We start from the raw sequence: 20,468 nt of genomic DNA, 5'->3' as shown, positions 1-20,468 counted from the left end.
AAATCATCTGGGGGCAAACGAGGACGTTTGACCCCAGCCACACATCCAACCCGCTGACTCCTCAACGACCGAGCTCGATCTTATGCCACTGGACACCTTCACCTCTGCAGGAATCGCACTCTCTGCGACGGCCGCTCTCACTTCGGCAGGCATGGTGGCTGCTTATCGTCATGCGCAAAAAATCGGCCTGACCAACTGGCTCCCTGCCTATCTGAAAAGTCCACGCCCGGCAGCGATCAACGAGAGCGAACCCATCGATCTGTTTCTGGCAGTCTGCGATCATTACGAACCACAGTGGGGCCGCCCGCAGCCAGCCGACGCCTTAGCTCGCGTCAACGCCTGGGTCGAAAACTATCCCCGGCTCTTCAGTCAGTTTTCCGATGCCGATGGAGTGGCCCCGCAGCACACATTTTTCTTTCCGCAGGATGAGTATCGCCCCGAATACCTCGATGCTCTGGCCCCACTATGCCGCCAGGGGTTTGGGGATGTCGATATCCACCTGCATCATCATCACGACACAGAATCGGGACTGCGCGAAAAGCTCTCCACCTTCCGAGATACACTCTTCGATCGACATGGGCTCCTCCGCACAGATCCCGAGACAGGCCAAGTCGTCTATGGCTTCATCCATGGCAACTGGTGCCTGAACAACAGCCGGCGAGACGGCCAGTGGTGCGGCGTCGATCACGAAACGCCCATCCTGCTCAAAACCGGCTGCTATGCCGACTTCACCATGCCCAGTGCCCCCAGCGATACACAAACCACAACCATCAACAGCATCTATCATGCAGTCGATCGACCAGGGAAGAATTCACACAATACGGGCACTCCGGCTCAGGCAGGTCACGCACCGCCACCCGCAAGCCTCCTCATGATCCAGGGGCCACTCGTGCCCGATTTTTCTCGTGCCAAATGGGGGCTCATTCCCAAGGTAGAAAATGGCGATCTTCTCGCCAGCCATCCCCCGGCTCGCCGCAGGTTGCCACAGTGGCTCAAGGCCGCTGTCACCATCCACGGAAAGCCAAACTGGCGATTCATCAAGCTGCACACACACGGCTGCAAACCCGTCAACCAGCAGATGTGGCTTGGTGATCAGGTGGTGAACTTTCATCGCGATCTGGCCCGTTTCTGTGCCCAGCAGCCCCAGTACCGATTGCACTACGTCACCGCCTGGGAAATGGCACTTCTGGTTCGTCTGGCTCAAAAGTTTCCACAGTTCTCAACCAACGAACAGATTCACCTCATGCGTCAAATCGCTCGCGGTGGGCCATGGCCTATCCCAGCTTCTCTGGCCAGTGATCAATCATCAGGCAGTGATCAACAACCAGCCACCTCTCCATCACCCTCAGAATTCATCAGGGAAGCGGCGTTGCAACTGAGTGCGAGTTGTTCCTGAATCATTTTCCATCTGGGCAAGATTGCGAAAGCTGAGCGATAACAACGGATTCAGCAGTTATTGCGATCCCACCGGAGGCTGACGAAGGTACATCCAGTGAAACATTGCCAAAGATATTGAAGCCAAGGTTCGTTCGGGTCGAAGTTCTGCAATCCCTGCCGATCGCAGGCAGTTTCAGTGCAGTCCCATCACCGTCGATCCGAACCAACCGAAGAATCACGAATCTCAAGATAACAGGGGGGCCATCAACCCGGCCCCAAAAAAATCCCGGCATGAGCCGGTGCCAGTTCCCATGGACGGGGAATTCATCCTCCGCTAGTGGTCACTGCGAGTGAGCCAGTCATTGCATGAATCTGCTGCACGCACGGGTCGCCCGACATCTCCAGGCGCCCTGGGCGGTCGTGTCTCTCGACAAAGCCACCGAGCTTCGCCCACCTGGGGCACACGGATTGTGGCCCTGCTGGCGATGGCCAATCTGGCCATGGTCATGTTCACCAGCTGGCTCGTCTGGAGTGTCTCCGAACGCTGGTGGTTAGGTTCTGTCGCCACCTACGCGCCGCGAGAATTGCTGCTCGTTTCCACAGGGTTGCTGGCACTGGTCAGCCTGCTCTGGCATCGTCCCTCACTCTTGTTTCATCTGTTTGCGGGGCTGTGGGTCATTCTGGGAGTAGTCGACTGGTCACTCGCTCCTCTAATGGAACCAGAACATGCCAGTCGTTTCATCGAAGAAACGTTCGACGATGATAACGATCCTGCACCCGAGCCGATGACGGGCCGACTCCGTATCGCTTCCTGCAACGTTCAGGATTATCAACCCGCCTTCGGAGATGTCCTGCGAGACCTCGAAGAATTACCACCCGATGTCGTCGCATTCCAGGAATCTCGCTCCATCAATCCCTTATGCGAAGACTACTTTGCCGACTGGCACAAGGTGCAGGTCGAGTACTTCTTCGTCGCTTCCAAATGGCCTCTCGAAGTCCTTGGCCATTGCGACGATTCGCCATTCGAACGCTCTTCGGGGCTCGTCGTCAAAGTCGCTCATCCTGAGCATCCCTTTGCACTGGCCAACATTCACCTGATGACCGCCAGACCCGGCCTTCGTGAACTCACCCCCGGCTCAATTCTTCGCGGCGATGGCCCTGCCGAACTGGCAGCGCTGACACTCATGCGCTCCGAAGAAATGCAGCAACTCCGCCACTTCATCGAAAATGCTCGCAATGGACTCCCTCTCATCGTCGTGGGTGATTTCAACACTCCCGCAAGCAGCCACGTCTTTCAGGAAGCCTGGGGAGATCTCACCGGTGGTTTCGAAACTGCTGCGATCGGGCCTTCCCATACCGCCCCCTGCCGACCCATCAGCTTCTGGCCGGGAACCTGGCCCTGGTCGCGAATTGACCACATCCGCGTCACCCCCGAATGGAAATTCCATCAATTCGTGACGGGCGATCGCAATGGTTCCGATCATCGTCTCGTGGCCTGTGAACTCGAACTTCTACCCTTCGATTGACGTGCCCTGCTCGAGATGAAGGCCGTGCCCTTTCATAAAGGGCCCATTGACACACCGCCTTGAGAACTACGCGACTCGGAACGAATCCGAATCCATATCAGGATGAATTATGCGTCAGACACCCCAGGATTCCGAATTGGCATCATCCTTCGAAACCGAAGGCGAAGGAGGCCTTTCGATTGACTGGATGAATCTGGTCTTCCGCTACCGCTGGTGGCTGTGTGCAGGTGTCGTGTTGGGTCTCGGTTTAGGGATCGCTGCCTACATCAAATTGGGGCCGGAGTACATGGCCATTGGCCAGGTGATGGTTTCCCGCCGCAATGCCGTCCCGCTCAAAGAACAAAGTGCGATTGGCGACTGGGGTGAACGCAGCGAGCATATCGCCTTGATCATGAGTCCCATGATTGCCAGCGAAGCCGTGCGTCTTGGTCAGCTCGACAAGCTCAAAACGTTTGCCGGTGAAAGCGACCCCACACAGATGGTGCTCGATGACCTCAAGGTCAAACGTGTGGCCGGTCAGGATCGTTCCTACCTCAACGTTCTCGATGTCACCTTTCAAAGTGCCAGTGCCGACGATGCCCGTCACGTCGTCAAAGCCGTGATCGATGCCTATGCCAGTTATCTCAATGAATCCCGCAGTGAGAAAACCACAGAAGTTTTCAAAACCGCGCAGGAGGCTCACGATACTCTCCAGAAATCCCTGCGCGAGAAAGAAGAGGCGTATCTCAAGTTTCGCGAGTCGGCTCCTTTACAGTGGAGGGCTCCCATCGGTGCCATCGCCGCCGATGGCACATCCGGCGCCACCAACGTCCATCAGGAACGTGTCATCGCTGTCGAGGAGCAGCGTCGGCTGAATCTGTTGCGACGGACAGAAATCAATTCACGCATGCAGGCGTTACAGAAAGCCCAGGATCAAGGCGAATCCACCTCCACGATGGAAATGCTCATCCGCCGCTTCATTGCCAACGATGGCTCAGGAGCTGAACTTCAACAGCAGCAACAGGAAATCTCCGCCTTCGAGAATCGTTTACTCCCTCTCATTCTCGAAGAAGAAAAGTTACTGCGAGATTTCGGGCCCGATCATCCCGAAGTCAAAGCCGTTCGCAAATCGATCGATACCACGCTCGATTTCTATCGCAAACATGGTCTCCGCATGCCCGATGACATGACGCCCGGCCCCGATGGTAAGCCGCTCATTAAAGAACGTGCGAACCTCGTCCAGAACTACATGGAGACTTTGCGACAGCAGCTCAAAGAACTCGACATCCGCGAACAGCAACTCAATGTCCTCTTTGAACTCGAATCCAACAAAGCCAAAGAATACGCCCGCTTTCAGGCCGAAGATCAGGCCATGACGGCTGAACTTAACCGCCTGCGCAGTCTCTGGGGTCAACTCGTCGATCGTATGAGTCAACTCACCATCGACAAAGAATCCAGCGGCTACACACTCCGCCAGACAGGCCCGATCAAAGACGAATGGGTCCTCAAACGACTGCTCAAAATCGTTGGAGCAGGCATGGTGGCCGGCATGGGCCTGATCATCTCTTTGATTGCCCTCAAGGAGTTCCTGAGCAATCAGGTGCGTACGGTTCGAGAAGTGCGCCAATTGCTCCCCGAAGCCTATCTGGGGGCTGTGACCTCTTTCGATCCCGAGCAAAGCCGCCTCGACCCGGTACAGAATGTTCATCCTTCACTCAGATATCTAAGGTCGCCCGCCTCCATCGAAGCCGAGAATTACCGCACCATCCGCACTTCGTTGCTCGTCACTGCCGAAGCTCTGAACGCGCAAGTGATTCAGGTCGGCAGTCCCGAGCCAGGCGACGGAAAGACCACGCTCGTCTCGAATCTGGCACTCGCACTGGCCAGCTCCGGCAAACGAGTCCTGCTCATCGATGCCGATCTCAGACGCCCGATGGCCACTCGACTGTTTGGCTTAAGGCCCGATCCGGGACTTGTCGACGTTCTCCAGGGAGAAATTGCCCTCGAAAATGCCATTGTCGAAACTGTTGTCGAAGGCTTAACCATCCTCCCCTCCGGCAGACCGCCGCATAACCCGGCAGAACTGCTCGAAGGTGGGCCGCTGCGTCAGTTGATTGCCAAGGCTCGAACTTTGGCCGATATCGTGCTGATCGATGCCCCACCCGTCCTCGCAGTGAGCGATGCCTGCATCATCGGCCAACACGTCGATGGCTATCTGCTCACTGTCCGCTTAGGGAAAAACCGTCGCCCCATGCTCAGGCGTTCGCGCGATCTCCTCCTGGCACATCACATCCCGATTCTGGGTGTGGTTGCCAATGGCGTCGAACCCAGCGACCGCGAGGAAATGGGCTACTACGCCGACTACAACCGCAATGAAGCCTTCTTTCCTCAAGACCAGTCATCGCCGGAGAAATCATCGACTCATCGAGATTTGACCATATCGGCCAGTCCCGTGAGGCAGCCGTGATTCCTCGTGATGGACCAACAGGAAATCCGTCCTTCCCGAATTTCAAAACCATCGGCATCACACGCCATCCCGAGAGTCAATCACTCAGAAATCTCTCGGAAACATCAACTGGCGACGGCTTCGACACAGAATGCGAGCTATTCATTCAGTGTGGCCATAAAGGATTCTTTTTCCTGATCGTTGATAGTCACTATGAATTGGACGGATTTACGGCAGTCACTCATTGGGAAAGTTCCCCCAGTGGTTCTGCCGCCATCACTGAAACTGCCAGTCCTCCCCACCGCCGTGATTGAATTCAATCGCAAGGCCGACGACCCGAATGCGGGAGCTCACGAGCTCGCGAAAATCGTCGAAGCGGATGCCGGACTGACGTGTGAACTCTTGAAGCACGCCAACTCAGCTTCCATGGGTTTACGCACCAGAGTCAATGGTGCCAAGCAGGCACTTTCTGTCCTGGGCATACGCAACGTCAAAATGCTCCTGATTTCGTTTGGCGTTGAAAGAGCCCTCAAAGCCTCGCAATCCAAACTGGTCAACTTTCAGGTTTTTGCCGCAGGTAATCTGGAGCGGGCACTCTTTGCACGCGAATTGAGTCGCCGGACGGGTGCCGATAGCGAACTTTCTTTTGCCGCTTCGATGCTCACAGACTTCCTGCTCCCCGCCTTAGGGAATGAACTACTCGAAACTTATCTGAGTTTCTTAAGTCTGCCCGATTCCACCCGGCCCGCACTGGTCCAGTTCGAGCGGAAGGCCTTCGGCTGGGATCATGCACTCGCCATGGGGCAGATGATGCATTCCTGGAACTTCCCCGACGACCTCGTCTGCTCGGTACTGCTCCATCATGCCGGGCTGACACTCCTCAAACATCCGCAGATGAAATCCACCAGTTGTGCAGTTGTGGCTTGTGCCTCACTCATCCCCGATCCACTCAAGCAGTCACCCGATGGACTGAAGCAGTTACTCGAACTCGAAGCGATGATCCCGAACTTATCACTGCAAGAAATGGCCGAGAACGTCCAAAAGTCATTTCAGGAATTAGGCCAGGGGCTGAAAAACCCTTTCCCACTGGTCAGACGATTGGAAAAACTGCTGGTCTCAGCGAGTCCTCCAGGCCAACTGACCACTGCCAGTTCCGGTCCATGAGAGAGGTCAACATGTCCAACATTGACTGGAGCGCAATTCGCGAAAAGGCGATGGGGCCTTTTCAATTGTCGGTTCTGCCTCCCACTCTCGAATTGCCGGCATTGCCGCATGCGGTCGCAGCATTTCTGGATCGTTCACGAGACGAACAGACCGAAATGCGGGAACTCTCTTCGATCATCGAGACCGACTCTGGTTTGACAGTCGAACTGCTGCGCTATGCCAACTCGTCGTTCATTGGTCTGCGAACGAAAGTGCGGACCGTCCTCCAGGCTCTGTCGATCCTCGGTTTTCGCCAGAGTAAACTTTTCGTGCTGACCAGTGGTGCTCAGGCAGCGATTCGCTCCCGAAAATCAAAGCTCATCCATCAGGCGAGCTTCTGGAATACCAGCCTGCAGCGAGCCCTCTTCGCCCGGGAAGTCGCCAGGCTGTTAGGTGCCGACGAAGATGGTGCCTTCGCCGGAGCCGTCATGCAGGATTTTCTACTCCCCGTCCTGACCAATGATCTCTTCGACCGCTATGCACCCTTCACCAGCGACCGCGTGGCACAACCCGATGGGCTCGACGAATACGAACAGCGGGAGTTCGGCTGGGATCACGCACTGATTGCGGCTGGTCTGGCCACCCGCTGGAAACTTCCCGACGATCTGATCTGTGGCATTCTCATGCATCACAAAGGCTTGAGACTCCTGGCAGATCCGATCCTGAGACGCACCTCTGTAGCTGCCATTGCCATTTCGTCATTACTCCCCGATGGTCTCAGGCAGCAGTACTCGGGTCTCGATCAACTGGTGTTGCTCGAAACCAAGTGGAGTGCCTTCAAACTCGCCGAGATCATTCAGAAGGTCGACACCGCTCACCAGGCCCTGGGCCTCGGCGTGCGTAACGACTACCCCCTGTCGCGGATCTGCCGTACGGCCCTGGAACATTCGGTCGTTCCCGAACTCTCACAACAGGTCGCCAGCCAGCTCCCCGCCTGAAGTATTTTTGCATCCCATCAAGCGGCGAGAACCCTCGCCCGCGTGGGAGAGGGAGAGGGAAAGGGTGGCACGAAGTGCCGGGTGAGGGTCTTTCCAAGCGATGTGCAAAAGTCACCACGACTTCCGCAGGAGCGCCAATTGTCTGGCAGTAGCCAGACCGCCAGAGCATGCTGCGAAGAGGCTGCTCGCTGATAGAACGCCCAATACGTTCGAGTTCCGCTCATCACGGCCTTCTCCCGTCGGAACGGGAGAAGGAGCAACACCCTCGCCTTCCCCTCTTCCCGGCAGACTGGACAAGGGTTCCAGTGCGGACGCATGGCGCGGCTTCTTGTCATTGTATGGAACACAACGGAGTTGGCCAGACCACCCTCCCCAGGAATGAAACGCTTTACGCACCCCAGGAATCGAAGACGCGGACACGCTTCCAGGTGGGTTTGTGCTCTTCAATAAACTGCAGGTGGCTGGGGGCGGTCTGGTAAACGTCGTGATCGGCTTTTGTAGCGAAAGCGACACAGAGGGCCACTTGAAAGTCGCGCTGGTTCACAGGTCTGGCCAGCTCGTCCACCAGGCCGCCAGCGGCAAAGTACACCACACCCGGGTGATCTTTGAGATATTTATGGCAGGCTTCGGTCAGCTTGCGTGTGTTCTCAGGAGTGGGTTCGTGCAACTCGAAGTACACGACATGAACCAGTGGAGCCATGCTACGTCTCGAAACTGAAGGACCGGGGTATTCTGTTTTTGCAGCCGCTATGAAGCTTCTGCAAGGTAAAAGTGATAACTAACTGCTGCGGACGGTCTGCACCATGGTCCAGAGCCAGGTTGGCACAAAAAAGAGTGTGATCACCATAGCCGTACAGGCGACAGAAGCGATGATGGGGGCCGGCGCGTGTGAGCCATGATGCTCGTCAAGTGGCTCACGCAGATACATAGCTCCGACAACCCGCAGATAGTACCACGAACCCATGGCGGCGTTGATGACCATGAAGAGAGCCAGCCAGCGATTGGAAACATCTCCCTGTGCCCAGGCCGCAAAGAAGAGATTCAATTTGGCCAGAAACCCTGCGGTTGGAGGCATCCCCGCGAGGCTGAACATGAAGACCATCAGCATCAGAGCCAGACCTGGCCTGACACGGTGGAGTCCGGCGAGTTGATCCAACGTTTCGAGCGGTTTGTTATCTCGTTCGGCTGCAATCAGCACGGCGAAAGCACCGATGGTCATCAAGCCATAGACTGCGAGATAAAAGAGCAGGGCTTCAATACCATCCGGAACCGATGTCGTGTGATGCCCGACATTGAGACCAACCAGCATGTAACCCACATGAGCAACACCCGAATAGGCGAGCATCCGGCGCAGATCGTTTTGCAGAATCCCCAGGAAGTTCCCGACAAACATCGTGATCACCGAGAGCCACCAGAGCATCGGGAGCATGACATCAGCCAGCAGCAGGCCCGGAGCAGCATCGACAACAGGTTCCAACAGGCGAATCAGTGCGATAAACCCGGCGAGCTTCGGGACAAACGAGAGCAGGGCAGCACCACTGGCAGCGGAACCTTGGAACACATCGGGTGCGTAAAAGTGGAAGGGGACGGCTGTCAGACGGAAGGCCAATCCCGCGACCACGAAGACCATCCCCAGGATGGCCAGCACTGGTGTTTGATTACTGTTGGCGAGCGCTGTTTGGATGGTCGGCAGATCGGTTGTTCCGGCCATGCCGTAAATCAGGCTGAAGCCATAAAGCATAATGGCTGATGAGAAGACACTGAGCAGGAAGTATTTGACACCCGCCTCCTGTGTAGCAGCATCTTTTCGAGGCAAAAACAAGAACAGATAAGTCGGAATACTGATCAGTTCGAGTGCCAGAAATAACGTGGTGAGATCGTTGGCCAGTGCCACGAGGTTGACACCCGCAGTGATGGCCAGCAGGCAGGCATGGCTCTCGGCAGCTTTACCATCTTCAATCTGAGACCAGTTGACCAGCACCAGCAGCAGGGCGGCAATCAGCATGACGCCCCGCACATACCAGACAATGTTATCGACGCGAAAAGGCCCGGTGGTGACGACTTCTGTTGAGCCTGTCCACCAGAGATAAAGGGCTGTGCAAATCGCTGCGATGGCAATACCACCCCAGCGATGCCTGAGCCCTGGAAGAGCGCGACCACTGGGTGTCACCAGAAACGGGCCCACCAGAAAATTGATGCAGACCGTCCCCAGCAACACCAGTTCAGGAATAACCTTTCCCGCAGCACTGGTCACTGAAGAAATCATTGCGGCATCTGGCTGGCTCATCGCCGCTCTCCTGTCTGAATCGAAGAAATTGTCTCGACAGCATGGTCAGACGTCACGATCGATGTGGCACTCGTCATGGCGAATGAGGGCTGTATAGCAGCTGTTTTCTGAACGATGACCTCATCTGGCTCCTGGTAAATCACGGCGAGGGCTTTGACATCCGGCTCGATAAGGTTGAGCAGTGTCTGAGGGAAGAGTCCTAATCCGAGGCAGGCCAGAGCCAGAGGCCAGATTGCCAGACCTTCGCGAACTGTCAGATCAGATACATGTGAGTGATCACCGGCGGGTTCGCGGAGTGGACCGAACAACCCGACTTGAACCATTCGCAGCAGATACCAGGCACTCAAGACGACACCCGTGGTGCCAATGACGGCATAGACGGCACTGACCTGGAACATCCCCAGCAGTGAGAGGATTTCGCCAATAAAGCCATTGAGGCCGGGCAATCCGATACTGGCAAACGAGATGAAAACAAGAAGTGCGGACAGCACGGGAATGCGACTTGCCAGACCACCCAGATCGGTCAGCGATCTCGTGTGATATCGCTCATGAATCATGCCGACGAGCGAGAAGAGAGCACCCGTCGCCAGACCATGATTGATCATCATGCAGATCCCGCCACTCAAGCCTTCGGCATTCAGGGCAAACAACCCGAGCATGCAGACCCCGAGGTGAGCAATCGAGCTGTAGGCCACCATCCGCTTGATATCTGTCTGGTGATAAGCACAGAGCGAGCCATAGACCACGCCGATCACTGCCAGTATCGCCACCAGTGGTTGACCGACGGTGAGACTGGCGTCGGGAAGCATAGGGATCGCAATTCGCAAAAAGCCGTAGCAACCCAGCTTCAGCAGCACACCAGCCAGATCGACAGATCCAGCCGTGGGAGCTTCCACATGCACCAGTGGTAACCAGGTGTGGAAGGGGAACATGGGAACTTTGATCAGGAAGCCGGTGGCAATCAGCAGGAACAGAATGGTTTGTGTCTCGACAGGCAAAGGCTGATCCTGCAGAGCCCGCGCCATATCGGGCATGGAGAATGGTGTGGAGATGCCTGTCAGGCTCTGAGTTTCGACCACCAGAGAGACCAGCCCCAGGAGCATGACAAGGCTGCCAGCCAGGGTGTAGATAAAGAACTTGCCAGCCGCATAACGTCGTTTGGGGCCACCCCAGACACCAATGGTGAGGAAGAGTGGCAGCAGGGTGAACTCGAAGAAGGCATAGAACAGAATGAGGTCATAGGCGAGAAAGACGCCAATCAGACCGGCTTCGAGAATGAGAATCCCTGCATAGAATTCAGCGGATCGCTCTCGAATTTCACTCCAGGAGACGAGGATGGCAGACACACAGAGGCCTGTGGTCAGCAGGATCATCGCCATCCCGAGGCCATCCAGCCCGAGATAAAATTCGAGATTGATGAAGTCGCCACTCGGAGAGCGGGCTGTGGAAGGATCTTGAGGCTTCGAAGTGCTCGCTGGATTCTTCGACTCTTCTGGCGATTGCCCGCGAACCACATTTTGCGAAAGAGCTTCGTTAGAGACGACAGTGGGGGCAGGTGCGGGACTGGCTAAAGTCAGCCAGGTGTGCCGCCATTCCCAGCGTGTGGTGACCGGGCCTGCCTGCTGAGAAGTCGCCGGCAACTGATAGGCCACACTCCACGAAAGAATCAGCGTGGCGACAGTTGCCACCAGAGCAAAACCCCGTGCCCGCGCTGCTGTGGCTTTGGCATCGAGCACCAGCATCAACACGGCGGCTATAGCTGGTAGCAGCAACATGGCAAAGACCAGCGTTGTCATAGTTTTCCAACCTTCACTCGAACTACTGGCTCATTCACTCTGATCGATCAGAACCCGATTCGATTCGCTTGATGCGACTAAAAATTTCCAATATCAGGTCACACTGGCGATGGCTCTTAAAACACTGGCCAATGCCACAATCACACCCAGCAGCATGACGGCTGCATACGAACTGACGAGTCCATTTTGTAATGGCCGAATCATCCCCCCCGCAATGATCGGGATGAGCCCGACGGCATCCACAATCTTGTCGAGGATCATGCGATCAACAAACTCACACACAGCCGACAAAGTCGCCATAGGCCGGACGATCAAGGCTCCATAGAGCTGATCCAGGTACAGCCCGTTGAGGGAAACATTTTCCCAAAGGCTGAGTGGTCGAGCATCTGAGTATTCGGGACGAGTGGCTTTGCCATAGATGGTATATGCCAATCCGATGCCACCCAGCGCCAGGACTGTGCTCAAAACCATCATGCCCACATTCATGCCAGCGGGTGCAGCCGTCGGGAAATTGGGGGTCATTTCAATGTAGTGAGCATAGATGTGTGTCGGGCCAAGAATCAGACCAGCAACGACAGCCAGTGCCGCCAGGATGTAGAGCGGAATGGCCATGGCCGGTGAGGCATCGTGAGGATGATGACCCGCTTCTTCTGGAAATCGTTCCGGGCCATGGAAAGTGAGATAGTAAGCTCGGAATGTATAGAACGCGGTGAGAAGACTTGTCAGCAGACCGACACCCAGGATCAGGTAGAAGTACGTTTTGTAATCGCCGGTTTGAGTCGCTTCCCAGACAACTGCGAGAATCTCGTCTTTGCTCCAGAAGCCCGAGAGGAGCGGGAAGCCCGCCAGTGCCAATGCCCCGCAGAGGAAGGTGATATGTGTGATGGGGAGTGCTTTCCTTAATCCACTGAAGCGTCGCATGTCGATGACATCCCCCATGGCATGCATCACGCTCCCTGCTGCCAGGAAGAGGACAGCTTTGAAAAACGCATGAGTCAGCAGGTGAAACATCGCAAATGTTTCTGCATGAGCCGCCAGGGCAGGACTCGCTGCTGCGGCTCCTAAAGCCATGAACATGTAACCGAGCTGACTGACTGTGGAGTAAGCCAGCACGCGTTTAAGGTCGTACTGGCAAAGTGCTGTGATCGCCGCCACCAGAGCAGTGATTGCCCCCACACCGGCCACGACGAGCTGTGCGGTTGGCGAATGGACAAAAATCGGCGTGGTGCGGGCAATGAGATAAACACCGGCAGTCACCATCGTGGCGGCATGGATCAGCGCACTGACGGGAGTGGGGCCTTCCATCGCATCGGGAAGCCAGACATGCAAAGGGAACTGTGCCGACTTACCAATCGCCCCCAGGAGGAGCAGCAAGGCAATCGTGGTGACTAAGCCGGGCTGAGCAGCAGCGAGTTCGGCCAGCCTGGCAGGATCGAGAACGGTTTCAAAATCTACTGAGCCAAAGGTGCGGTAAATCAGGAAAATGGCAGTCATCAGACCAAAGTCGCCAATTCGATTCACCACAAAGGCCTTGCGGGCGGCGGCGGCGGCGGAAGGTTTATGATACCAGTGGCCAATGAGCAGATAAGAGCACAGCCCGACAGCTTCCCAGAAGATAAAGACTTCAATGAAGTTCCCCGCCAGTACAAGCATGTTCATGGAGAAGACGAACAGAGCCATCGCTCCAAAGAAGCGGGGATAGCCTTTGTCGCCATGCATGTAGCTCGATGCAAAAATCGCCACCAGCAGACTGACAAAGTTGACCATCACGAGCATGAGGGCTGTCATCGCGTCGGCTCGGAGCACGATATCGACAGTCAACCCGCCCACAGACATCCAGCGATAGACTTCAAAAATGTAAGCCTTATGGGCTGGCCCATGATGTTCGCCGGTTGCTGAAGCAGGGGTTGCGGAAGCTATCAACGAGACAGGCTTCACCAGGCTTTCGCCAGAGCTCTCGATGGGAGTTATCTGGCTGTGAGCGGCGGGTGAATCGACGACTGAACCGGGAACGACGACGAAGAGGACATAGGCAGCCGCTACCAATGAAAGTGCCAGGGCGAGCACAACGGGCCGGTGGGCTGTTGTGCGCCGGACAACCTGAGCGACTGTGCCGCACCAGATGGCGGCAGCCAGAGGTGCAGCGGGAATCGTCGCCAGGGCGATGTCAGACCAGTTTGCCACAGCCTTACTTCCTTTATTTTTCGACTCGAAACCAGGCTTCGAGAGGACTCTGCAATCTGCTTTTCAATCGGGTTTTATGAACACTGCCTGTGAATCGAGGCCCACTCTGTGGGTTATACTCATCAGGCTCTATCTTGAGGTTAAACCCATCGGACTCATCTCAGTCGGGTCGATCGCTATGGACGACATAATGACCTGTGACCAGACAGACGCTTGGATTCGAATCTGTTCAGGCTTTGGCCCCCTTGCCACTCACCTGTGAATTTGACAATACGGGGGTCACGACATGGCCATCGGCACCAATCATTGGCCGCCGGCCGGCGGGAACAAGTTTGGGAAGTGGTTCTGCAGGAGGTTCAATTTCACGCGATGCTGAATCGGCCATCGGTGGCATGAGTTCCTCTTCGCCCAAAGTCGTCCACAGCCGAATATCGAGCGAGCGGGTTCGCTGGTAGAGAGCCAGAATAATCGCGAGTGATAAACCAGCTTCACATGCCGCAATGGTCAGGACGAAAATTGTCAGCGCCTGACCGTCATGCTGGCCATGATACTGGCTGAACGCCGTCAGGTTGACGGAGACACCGTGGAGCATCAGTTCCGATGAGAGCATCATCAGGATCAGATTTCGGCGTGTGAGAAAGCCGATTGCACCCAGGCCGAAGAGCAAGGCACCCACGACAAGGTAATGGGAAGGATCAGGACTCATAAACTCCCCTGTGGACGGCGAGGTGCAATCGCAATGGCACCAATGGTAGCCACGAGTAGAACTGTTCCAGCGAGTTCGACTGCAAACAAGTAATCGGTGAAGAGCGACCGGCCCACGCCACCTGGCGAACCGAGATCATTTTCAACGGGCAGTGAAGAAACGTGAAGTGCCGTTCGATCGACTGAAAGCCGGGAAGACTCTGGCCCGAAAGTTTTTTCGATCCCCAGGAGCATCGTCCCCACAAGCAGGCAGCCAAGCACAGTGGCGAGGAAAGGTTGTTGCGGAATGCGATCGTAGCCTGATCCCTGCTCCTGCTGAGCCAGCATGATCACGAAGACGAACGTGACGACGATGGCACCGGCATAGACGATGATCGTGACAGCCGCCAGGAATGGGGCTGAGTTGATAACAAACAGACCACAGACTCCCAGTGTGGCCACGGCAAACCACAGGGCGGCATAGACCGGATTCCGCTGTGTCGTCATCAGCAGGCCACCCAGGACAGCCGTCCCGGCAGCCATGTAAAACAGGAGATCACGAACAAGATCACCTGTCGGCTGCAAAAACACCCAGCCTAGACCAGCCAATGTGACTGGCAGCAGGAGAAAGCCCGGAATCCCTGACTTGCGGCCAGTCGATGGAAACAACAGGAGAATGTTCGCCCCCAGCAGGACGAGCGTTCCGATTAATGCGATGTTCTCAGAAACCCAGTTCATAGACTGCATTCAAAGAGAAAGAGAAGTTCCGTCATTAAAACTGTGATTCAAGCATGAGCAAAGTTCTGCAAAGCGTTCCGGGAGTCCGACAGGCAAGGGACTTAGATCGAATTCTATGCCCCAGAGTATGTTCCTCCCGCTGCTCCCTCAAGTCATCCAAGGCAATTCATTCGCCAAATGAGAAGTTGATTCGAGAAATCAAAGGCGACTTGGCCACATTCAGCCCTGCTTAATCACATCGGTGGATACGGGTTCGGAGGCCTTGTCACCTTGGGGAATCTGGGTGGCAGGGCCCACTTGAGGTAAGGAGGTGAAGTCTGAAGCAGGGCCCAGGATACCACGATGAGTGCGGATGGGGTCTCGGGGGTTATCTTTGGTTTGATCAAAGACTTCGAGCAGCTTTTCTTTATTGAACTTCATTTCCTGACGGGTCATCCCCGTCAGATCGTAGATGTGGGTCAATTCGATCGAATCGACAGGACAGGCCTCTTCGCACATCCCGCAGTAAATGCACTTGAGTTCGTCGATGACGAAAGATTTGGGACGCTTGTCGCGGTCGGCCCAGAGAGGATCATCTTTGGGAGCTTCTTCGGCCACAATCTCAATGCAACGTGCAGGACAGGCGGTCGAGCACATCATGCAGGCGACGCATTTCACCCGGCCTTTGTCGTCGCGATTCAGGCGATGAACACCACGGTAATTCAGTGGCAGATCGGGCTTTTCCTCGGGGTATTGCTGTGTGACGGGTTTGAAATCGGTCACATGCCGCAAAGAATTCTTGAGGCCACTGAAAATGGCTGGCAGAAATGTCGATTCCCAGAATCCCATTTCTGGCTCTTCCATCCAGACGACATCGTCATTCGAGATCGGTGTGAGTTGATCAGCCATGGGGCACCTGAAAAATGTCTGCCTGTGGTTATGAGCAGGTTGATGTCAAAAAAAGATGACTGCGGAAATTGAAAATTTGCCATCAGGAGTGAACGTGGACATACCCTTCGGGTGATTCACTGAAATCGACCGTCTGATCGCTGACAACGAATTTTCCACTGGTGCCAATCAGACCTGCGGCCACGAAGATCGCCAGCGAACCTAACGGCAGTGTCCAGATGGGCCAGTCGAACTGTTTGGCAGTCATGACCACCAGAATGTTCATAGCAGCCATCGGAATCAGGCCCAGCCACGCCAGATTCATCAGTTGATCGAAGCGGAAGCGGGGAATTGTCCAGCGGATAAACATGATCAGCAGAATGATCATCAGAACCTTGGTCAGCAGCACGACCACTTTGACCAGAGTTGCTCCCAGATACGCACTGTCGGCTTCCGCGATCAAAGGGAACTGCCAACCACCGAAGAAGAGAATGGCAGTCAGGAAGCAGACAGTAATGATGTGTGCGTATTCCCCCAGGAAGTAGAGGGCGAATTTCATCGAGCTGTATTCGGTATGAAAACCGCCGACAAGTTCCTGCTCACATTCAGAAAGGTCGAAGGGGAGGCGATTGGTTTCGGCCAGAGCGGAGACGAAGAAGATCAGCAGCGCGAGTGGCTGTGTCCAGACATTCCAGCCCAGTACGCCCTGATTCGCCTGATGCATGAGAATATCGTTGAGACTCAAAGAGCTGGTCATCAGCACGACACCAATGATCGACATCCCCAGGGGAATTTCATAACTTACGACCTGAGCACTGGCCCGCATGGAGCCTAACGAACTGTACTTGTTGTTCGATGCCCAGCCGCCGAGAATCACTCCATAAACACCCAGGCTGCCCACACAAAAAATGTAGATCATCCCGATGTTGACATCGGGAGCGATGACAAACCGCATCCACGAAGGAGCCTGATCGACAGGTCCGAAGGGGACGATGGCAAAGCCGGCCATGGCAGTAAATACGGCGATGCTGGGGCCCAGGATGTAGAGCGTTTTGTTAACGTAACCGGGGATCACGTCTTCCTTGAGCAGGAATTTGGCACCATCAGCAATGGGCTGCAGCAGACCGGCCCAGCCGACACGGTTCGGGCCATAGCGGTCCTGAATAAAGGCGGCCAGACGTCGCTCGACCAGGATCAGATAGGCAATTGTGCCCATCAATCCCCCGAAGGCCACACCAATCGTTATCAACGTGACGAGGAAGAATTCCCAACTCACGATCGGCTACCTCCTGTAACAGGAACCTGTGTTTCAGAACCGGCTGCAGAGGCCGTCTCACCTGCCGATTTCAGGAAAATCCCTTCATCGCCCAGGTCACCCACAATCAGTGCGGCCAGTGCAGGAATCTCACCCGCAATTTCCTGACGGATGGTGGGAGCGTGGAATATACCTGTCCGACCTGCCAGCTCAAAACAGATCCGCCCATCGGGCCAGGCATCGCCCGGCGAACGTAAGCCGCGATGAATGGCTTGTGCCAGACCTGCGTGATTGACGAATGTGCCATCACGCTCGGCCCACGAAGTGCCAGGCAACACAAATGTCGCCCAGGGAAGAGCGGGGGAATCGAGCAGATCCTGCACAATCACCAGTTTCGCCTTGGCCAGTGATTTGGCCTGCTCATCGGTGATCCAGCCTTCAGGGGATCCTGCAGTCAGATAGACCGCTTCGAGAGTTCCCTGAGAGACCTGCGCTAACACCCCGTCGAGCGACTCGACTGTTCCTCCAAAGTGATGGAGTACCAGCTCGACACCAGTACGGTTCGGGGCTTTTTCGGCTCGAATGGTGAATTTGGGTTGAGGAGCGGCCTGCCCGCGCAGATCTTTCGGATACGAATCATCTGCACCCACAACGGGAGCGGGTGTCATCAACAACCTGGCAGCAGGTGAGAGAGACTTCACATACTTGCAGAGTAGGTAAGCCTCTTCGACCGTCATGAAGGGGGTCAGCACGACAGCCAGTTTTTCAGGAGCTCTTTTGGCAGCTTCTGTCAGGGCCTGTCGCAGAGCAGGAAGAATTTGTGGCCAGGAAACGGGGGTGATCCCTGCAGGGAGTTTCTGCATGGGGAACTTCAGGCGATGCTCGGAATGAATGTACTTCCAGCCGAAGCGACCTTCGTCGCACATGAACTCGCCCTGTGCGAGCGGGTTTGAGCGTGGCTTGAGTCGGTAGACGACATCTTTGTTCTGATCGACGCGAATGCTGCAACCTGTGCTGCAACCGGCGCAGACCGAGTTCTTCCCTTTCAGCCACCACACACGCTGCTCATAGAGAAAATCTTTGCTGCACAGTGCACCGACAGGGCAGAGATCGACGACGTTGCCAGCCAGTTTGTTATTGCAGGGCTTGCCGGGGAAGATATCGATTTCTTCGCCCGAGCCACGGCTGACAACCTGAAGCTCAGCGGTGCCGGAGATTTCTCTGGTGAACCGCACGCAGCGGGTACACATGATACAGCGATCAGTGAAGAGAGTGATCTGATCGCCAATATAAGGCTTGTCTTTTTTCTGGTTTTTGGGCTCTGCCAGACGACTGTATGCCCGGCCGTACTTGAAGCTGAAATCCTGTAGACCACATTCGCCAGCCTGATCACAAACGGGGCAGTCGAGAGGATGATTCAGCAGCAGGTATTCGAGTGTCCCTCGCTGGGCGGCCTGCACCTTGGGGGAATTGGTCACGATGACAGTGCCATCTTTGACGGGAGTCTGGCAGCCGGGGACGACCTTGGGAACCATGGCGACGGTTCCATCAGGCTTTTTGTCGCCAACTTCCACCAGGCACATACGGCAACTGGCGACAACTGACAAGCTGGGATGCCAGCAGTAGTGCGGGATTTCCACACCCGCTTTCTGAGCTGCCTGAATACAGTTCAGCCGTTCGTCTGGCTTCAGTTCGACAGGCTGATCGTTGACATAAACTGTGGGCATAGTTCTGACTTGTCGAAAGGAAAATAATATTCAGACAAAGTTCTCTACTGAATTTCAGTAGTTAAATGTGTGACTTACAATTTGTGGTTGTTAGCTCTTCTCAGTGTGCCCCGATCAGTTCACATGGTTTAATCGTCGAGCGGCCGCTCTGGATGTACTCTTCGAATTCACTGCGAAATTTGCGGATGGCATTTTTCACAGGCCATCCGGCACCATCGGCCAGACCGCAAATCGTTGTACCGGGCATCATCCCGATTCCACCAGAAACTTCCAACAACAGGTCGAGATCTTCCATCCGGCCCTGACCGCTGCGAATCCGATGCAGAATTCGCTGCATCCAGTTGGTTCCTTCCCGGCAGGGCGTGCACTGCCCGCACGATTCGTGAGCAAAGAAGCGGGCCGTGTTATAGACCACATCGACCATACTGGTCTGATCATCAATCACCACGACGGCAGCGGTTCCAAGACCCAGGCAACCGACCTTTCCTGGACCGTTGAAATCCAGTGGAGTGTCGAGTTCGGAGGGAGCAAGAAAACCCATGCTGATCCCACCCGGGACGACGGCTTTAATCCCGCGCCCACCGGGAACACCCCCACCATACTCTTCAATCAACTGACGAGCAGTGATCCCCAGCGGAACTTCATAACAGCCCGGCTTATTGACGTGGCCTGAGAGGCAGTAAAGCTTCGGGCCATAGCTGCCGGCATCGCGAGGATTGTTCGGGTCAGGCGGTACGCCAATCGATTTGAACCAGTCGATGCCACGCTTCAGAATTTGTGTCACGCAAGCCATGGTTTCGATATTGTTGACGATGGTTGGCTTGCGGAAGAGGCCTTCGATGGCTGGGAAAGGCGGCTTGATGCGTGGCCAGGCGCGTTTGCCTTCGAGGCTTTCGATGAGTCCGGTTTCTTCGCCGCAGATGTAGGCTGCGGCACCACGGTGCAGGCGGACATCCAGATCGAAGCCCGAGCCGAAGACGTTCTTACCGAAGATCCCTCTTTCATAGCATTCAGCAACAGCTTTTTGCAGGGCTCGCCAGGCAGCTCCGTATTCGTAGCGAAGGTAAAGGTATGCCGTGTTAGAGCGAATGGCGTAGCAACTGATCGCGATCCCTTCGAGAACCTGGTGAGGGTCTTTTTCGAGCAGAATGCGATTGTTAAATGTGCCGGGTTCGCTTTCGTCGCCGTTGACAGCGAGATAGATCGGGCCGGGATGATCTTTGGGGAGGAATGTCCATTTCAGGCCAGTGGGAAAGCCTGCACCACCGCGACCACGCAGGCCGGAATCTTTGACCAGAGTGGTGACTTCGACAGGCGTCATACCGAGCGCCTTTTTGAAGCTTTCGTACCCCCCATCGGCCAGATAGCTGTCGAGAGTATGACTCTGCTCTTTGTGGATGCGAGCCAGAAGGACAGGTTCATAGGTGGACATGGGAAAGCATCCGTGTATCGATAAAGGAC

The 20,468-nt window shown here is 55.5% G+C and carries 15 protein-coding genes; 5 read left to right on the top strand and 10 right to left on the bottom strand.

Annotated features, from left to right (window positions below):
* Positions 1-82: 82 nt before the first annotated feature.
* The 5 genes from PLIM_RS19930 (at position 83) to PLIM_RS19905 (ending at position 7,469) form a co-directional block, all read left to right on the top strand.
* Positions 83-1,396, top strand: coding sequence for a hypothetical protein (locus PLIM_RS19930; RefSeq protein ID WP_013112119.1), 1,314 nt, complete (start codon positions 83-85; stop codon positions 1,394-1,396).
* A 331-nt stretch (positions 1,397-1,727) separates the two neighbouring features.
* Entirely contained in the window at positions 1,728-2,903 is a 1,176-nt protein-coding gene (locus PLIM_RS19920; RefSeq protein ID WP_041402330.1) for an endonuclease/exonuclease/phosphatase family protein, read from the top strand.
* A 109-nt stretch (positions 2,904-3,012) separates the two neighbouring features.
* The gene (locus tag PLIM_RS19915; RefSeq protein WP_013112117.1) at positions 3,013-5,349 is read left to right on the top strand and encodes a polysaccharide biosynthesis tyrosine autokinase; all 2,337 of its coding nucleotides are present in this window, start codon (positions 3,013-3,015) and stop codon (positions 5,347-5,349) included.
* A gap of 192 nt (positions 5,350-5,541) precedes the next feature.
* Positions 5,542-6,492 (top strand): HDOD domain-containing protein, encoded by a 951-nt coding sequence (locus PLIM_RS19910; protein WP_013112116.1) that lies wholly within the window; start codon positions 5,542-5,544, stop codon positions 6,490-6,492.
* Between the two features lie 11 nt (positions 6,493-6,503).
* Positions 6,504-7,469 (top strand): HDOD domain-containing protein, encoded by a 966-nt coding sequence (locus PLIM_RS19905; RefSeq protein ID WP_013112115.1) that lies wholly within the window; start codon positions 6,504-6,506, stop codon positions 7,467-7,469.
* 388 nt (positions 7,470-7,857) lie between these two features.
* On the opposite strand, the gene PLIM_RS19900 is transcribed toward PLIM_RS19905, so the two are convergent.
* From PLIM_RS19900 to nuoF, 10 genes are all read right to left on the bottom strand, one after another.
* Complete coding sequence (locus PLIM_RS19900; RefSeq protein ID WP_013112114.1) at positions 7,858-8,169, bottom strand: Dabb family protein; 312 nt, start codon at positions 8,167-8,169, stop codon at positions 7,858-7,860.
* A gap of 78 nt (positions 8,170-8,247) precedes the next feature.
* Entirely contained in the window at positions 8,248-9,756 is a 1,509-nt protein-coding gene (locus tag PLIM_RS19895; RefSeq protein ID WP_013112113.1) for an NADH-quinone oxidoreductase subunit N, read from the bottom strand.
* The gene (locus tag PLIM_RS19890; protein WP_013112112.1) at positions 9,753-11,552 is read right to left on the bottom strand and encodes a complex I subunit 4 family protein; all 1,800 of its coding nucleotides are present in this window, start codon (positions 11,550-11,552) and stop codon (positions 9,753-9,755) included. The genes PLIM_RS19895 and PLIM_RS19890 overlap by 4 nt, the downstream gene beginning before the upstream one ends.
* 93 nt (positions 11,553-11,645) lie before the next feature.
* Positions 11,646-13,736 (bottom strand): NADH-quinone oxidoreductase subunit L, encoded by a 2,091-nt coding sequence (gene nuoL / locus PLIM_RS19885; RefSeq protein WP_013112111.1) that lies wholly within the window; start codon positions 13,734-13,736, stop codon positions 11,646-11,648.
* Between the two features lie 229 nt (positions 13,737-13,965).
* Positions 13,966-14,442 (bottom strand): NADH-quinone oxidoreductase subunit NuoK, encoded by a 477-nt coding sequence (gene nuoK / locus PLIM_RS19880; RefSeq protein ID WP_013112110.1) that lies wholly within the window; start codon positions 14,440-14,442, stop codon positions 13,966-13,968.
* The gene (locus tag PLIM_RS19875; protein WP_013112109.1) at positions 14,439-15,158 is read right to left on the bottom strand and encodes an NADH-quinone oxidoreductase subunit J family protein; all 720 of its coding nucleotides are present in this window, start codon (positions 15,156-15,158) and stop codon (positions 14,439-14,441) included. Before PLIM_RS19875 ends, nuoK begins: the two co-directional genes overlap by 4 nt.
* 219 nt (positions 15,159-15,377) lie before the next feature.
* On the bottom strand, positions 15,378-16,046 hold the full coding sequence (locus tag PLIM_RS19870) for a NuoI/complex I 23 kDa subunit family protein (RefSeq protein WP_013112108.1): 669 nt from the start codon (positions 16,044-16,046) through the stop codon (positions 15,378-15,380).
* An 82-nt stretch (positions 16,047-16,128) separates the two neighbouring features.
* Positions 16,129-17,301: an NADH-quinone oxidoreductase subunit NuoH gene (gene nuoH, locus PLIM_RS19865; RefSeq protein ID WP_013112107.1), complete on the bottom strand. Its 1,173-nt coding sequence runs from the start codon at positions 17,299-17,301 to the stop codon at positions 16,129-16,131.
* Positions 17,298-19,007, bottom strand: coding sequence for a molybdopterin-dependent oxidoreductase (locus PLIM_RS19860; protein WP_013112106.1), 1,710 nt, complete (start codon positions 19,005-19,007; stop codon positions 17,298-17,300). The genes nuoH and PLIM_RS19860 overlap by 4 nt, the downstream gene beginning before the upstream one ends.
* A 100-nt stretch (positions 19,008-19,107) precedes the next feature.
* The gene (nuoF, locus tag PLIM_RS19855; protein ID WP_013112105.1) at positions 19,108-20,439 is read right to left on the bottom strand and encodes an NADH-quinone oxidoreductase subunit NuoF; all 1,332 of its coding nucleotides are present in this window, start codon (positions 20,437-20,439) and stop codon (positions 19,108-19,110) included.
* Between the last annotated feature and the right edge of the window lie 29 nt (positions 20,440-20,468).

Source organism: Planctopirus limnophila DSM 3776, from assembly GCF_000092105.1.
Lineage (GTDB): Bacteria > Planctomycetota > Planctomycetia > Planctomycetales > Planctomycetaceae > Planctopirus > Planctopirus limnophila.
This window is presented reverse-complemented; position numbering and strand designations above follow the sequence as displayed.

What these genes read in the sequence shown, in the direction of transcription:
- PLIM_RS19930 (WP_013112119.1), top strand. Translation starts at nt 83, where the DNA reads ATGCCACTGGACACCTTCACCTCTGCAGGAATCGCACTCTCTGCGACG.
- PLIM_RS19915 (WP_013112117.1), top strand. Translation starts at nt 3,013, where the DNA reads ATGCGTCAGACACCCCAGGATTCCGAATTGGCATCATCCTTCGAAACC.
- PLIM_RS19910 (WP_013112116.1), top strand. Translation starts at nt 5,542, where the DNA reads ATGAATTGGACGGATTTACGGCAGTCACTCATTGGGAAAGTTCCCCCA.
- PLIM_RS19905 (WP_013112115.1), top strand. Translation starts at nt 6,504, where the DNA reads ATGTCCAACATTGACTGGAGCGCAATTCGCGAAAAGGCGATGGGGCCT.
- PLIM_RS19900 (WP_013112114.1), bottom strand. Translation starts at nt 8,169, where the DNA reads ATGGCTCCACTGGTTCATGTCGTGTACTTCGAGTTGCACGAACCCACT.
- PLIM_RS19895 (WP_013112113.1), bottom strand. Translation starts at nt 9,756, where the DNA reads ATGAGCCAGCCAGATGCCGCAATGATTTCTTCAGTGACCAGTGCTGCG.
- PLIM_RS19890 (WP_013112112.1), bottom strand. Translation starts at nt 11,552, where the DNA reads ATGACAACGCTGGTCTTTGCCATGTTGCTGCTACCAGCTATAGCCGCC.
- nuoK (WP_013112110.1), bottom strand. Translation starts at nt 14,442, where the DNA reads ATGAGTCCTGATCCTTCCCATTACCTTGTCGTGGGTGCCTTGCTCTTC.
- PLIM_RS19875 (WP_013112109.1), bottom strand. Translation starts at nt 15,158, where the DNA reads ATGAACTGGGTTTCTGAGAACATCGCATTAATCGGAACGCTCGTCCTG.
- PLIM_RS19870 (WP_013112108.1), bottom strand. Translation starts at nt 16,046, where the DNA reads ATGGCTGATCAACTCACACCGATCTCGAATGACGATGTCGTCTGGATG.
- PLIM_RS19860 (WP_013112106.1), bottom strand. Translation starts at nt 19,007, where the DNA reads ATGCCCACAGTTTATGTCAACGATCAGCCTGTCGAACTGAAGCCAGAC.
- nuoF (WP_013112105.1), bottom strand. Translation starts at nt 20,439, where the DNA reads ATGTCCACCTATGAACCTGTCCTTCTGGCTCGCATCCACAAAGAGCAG.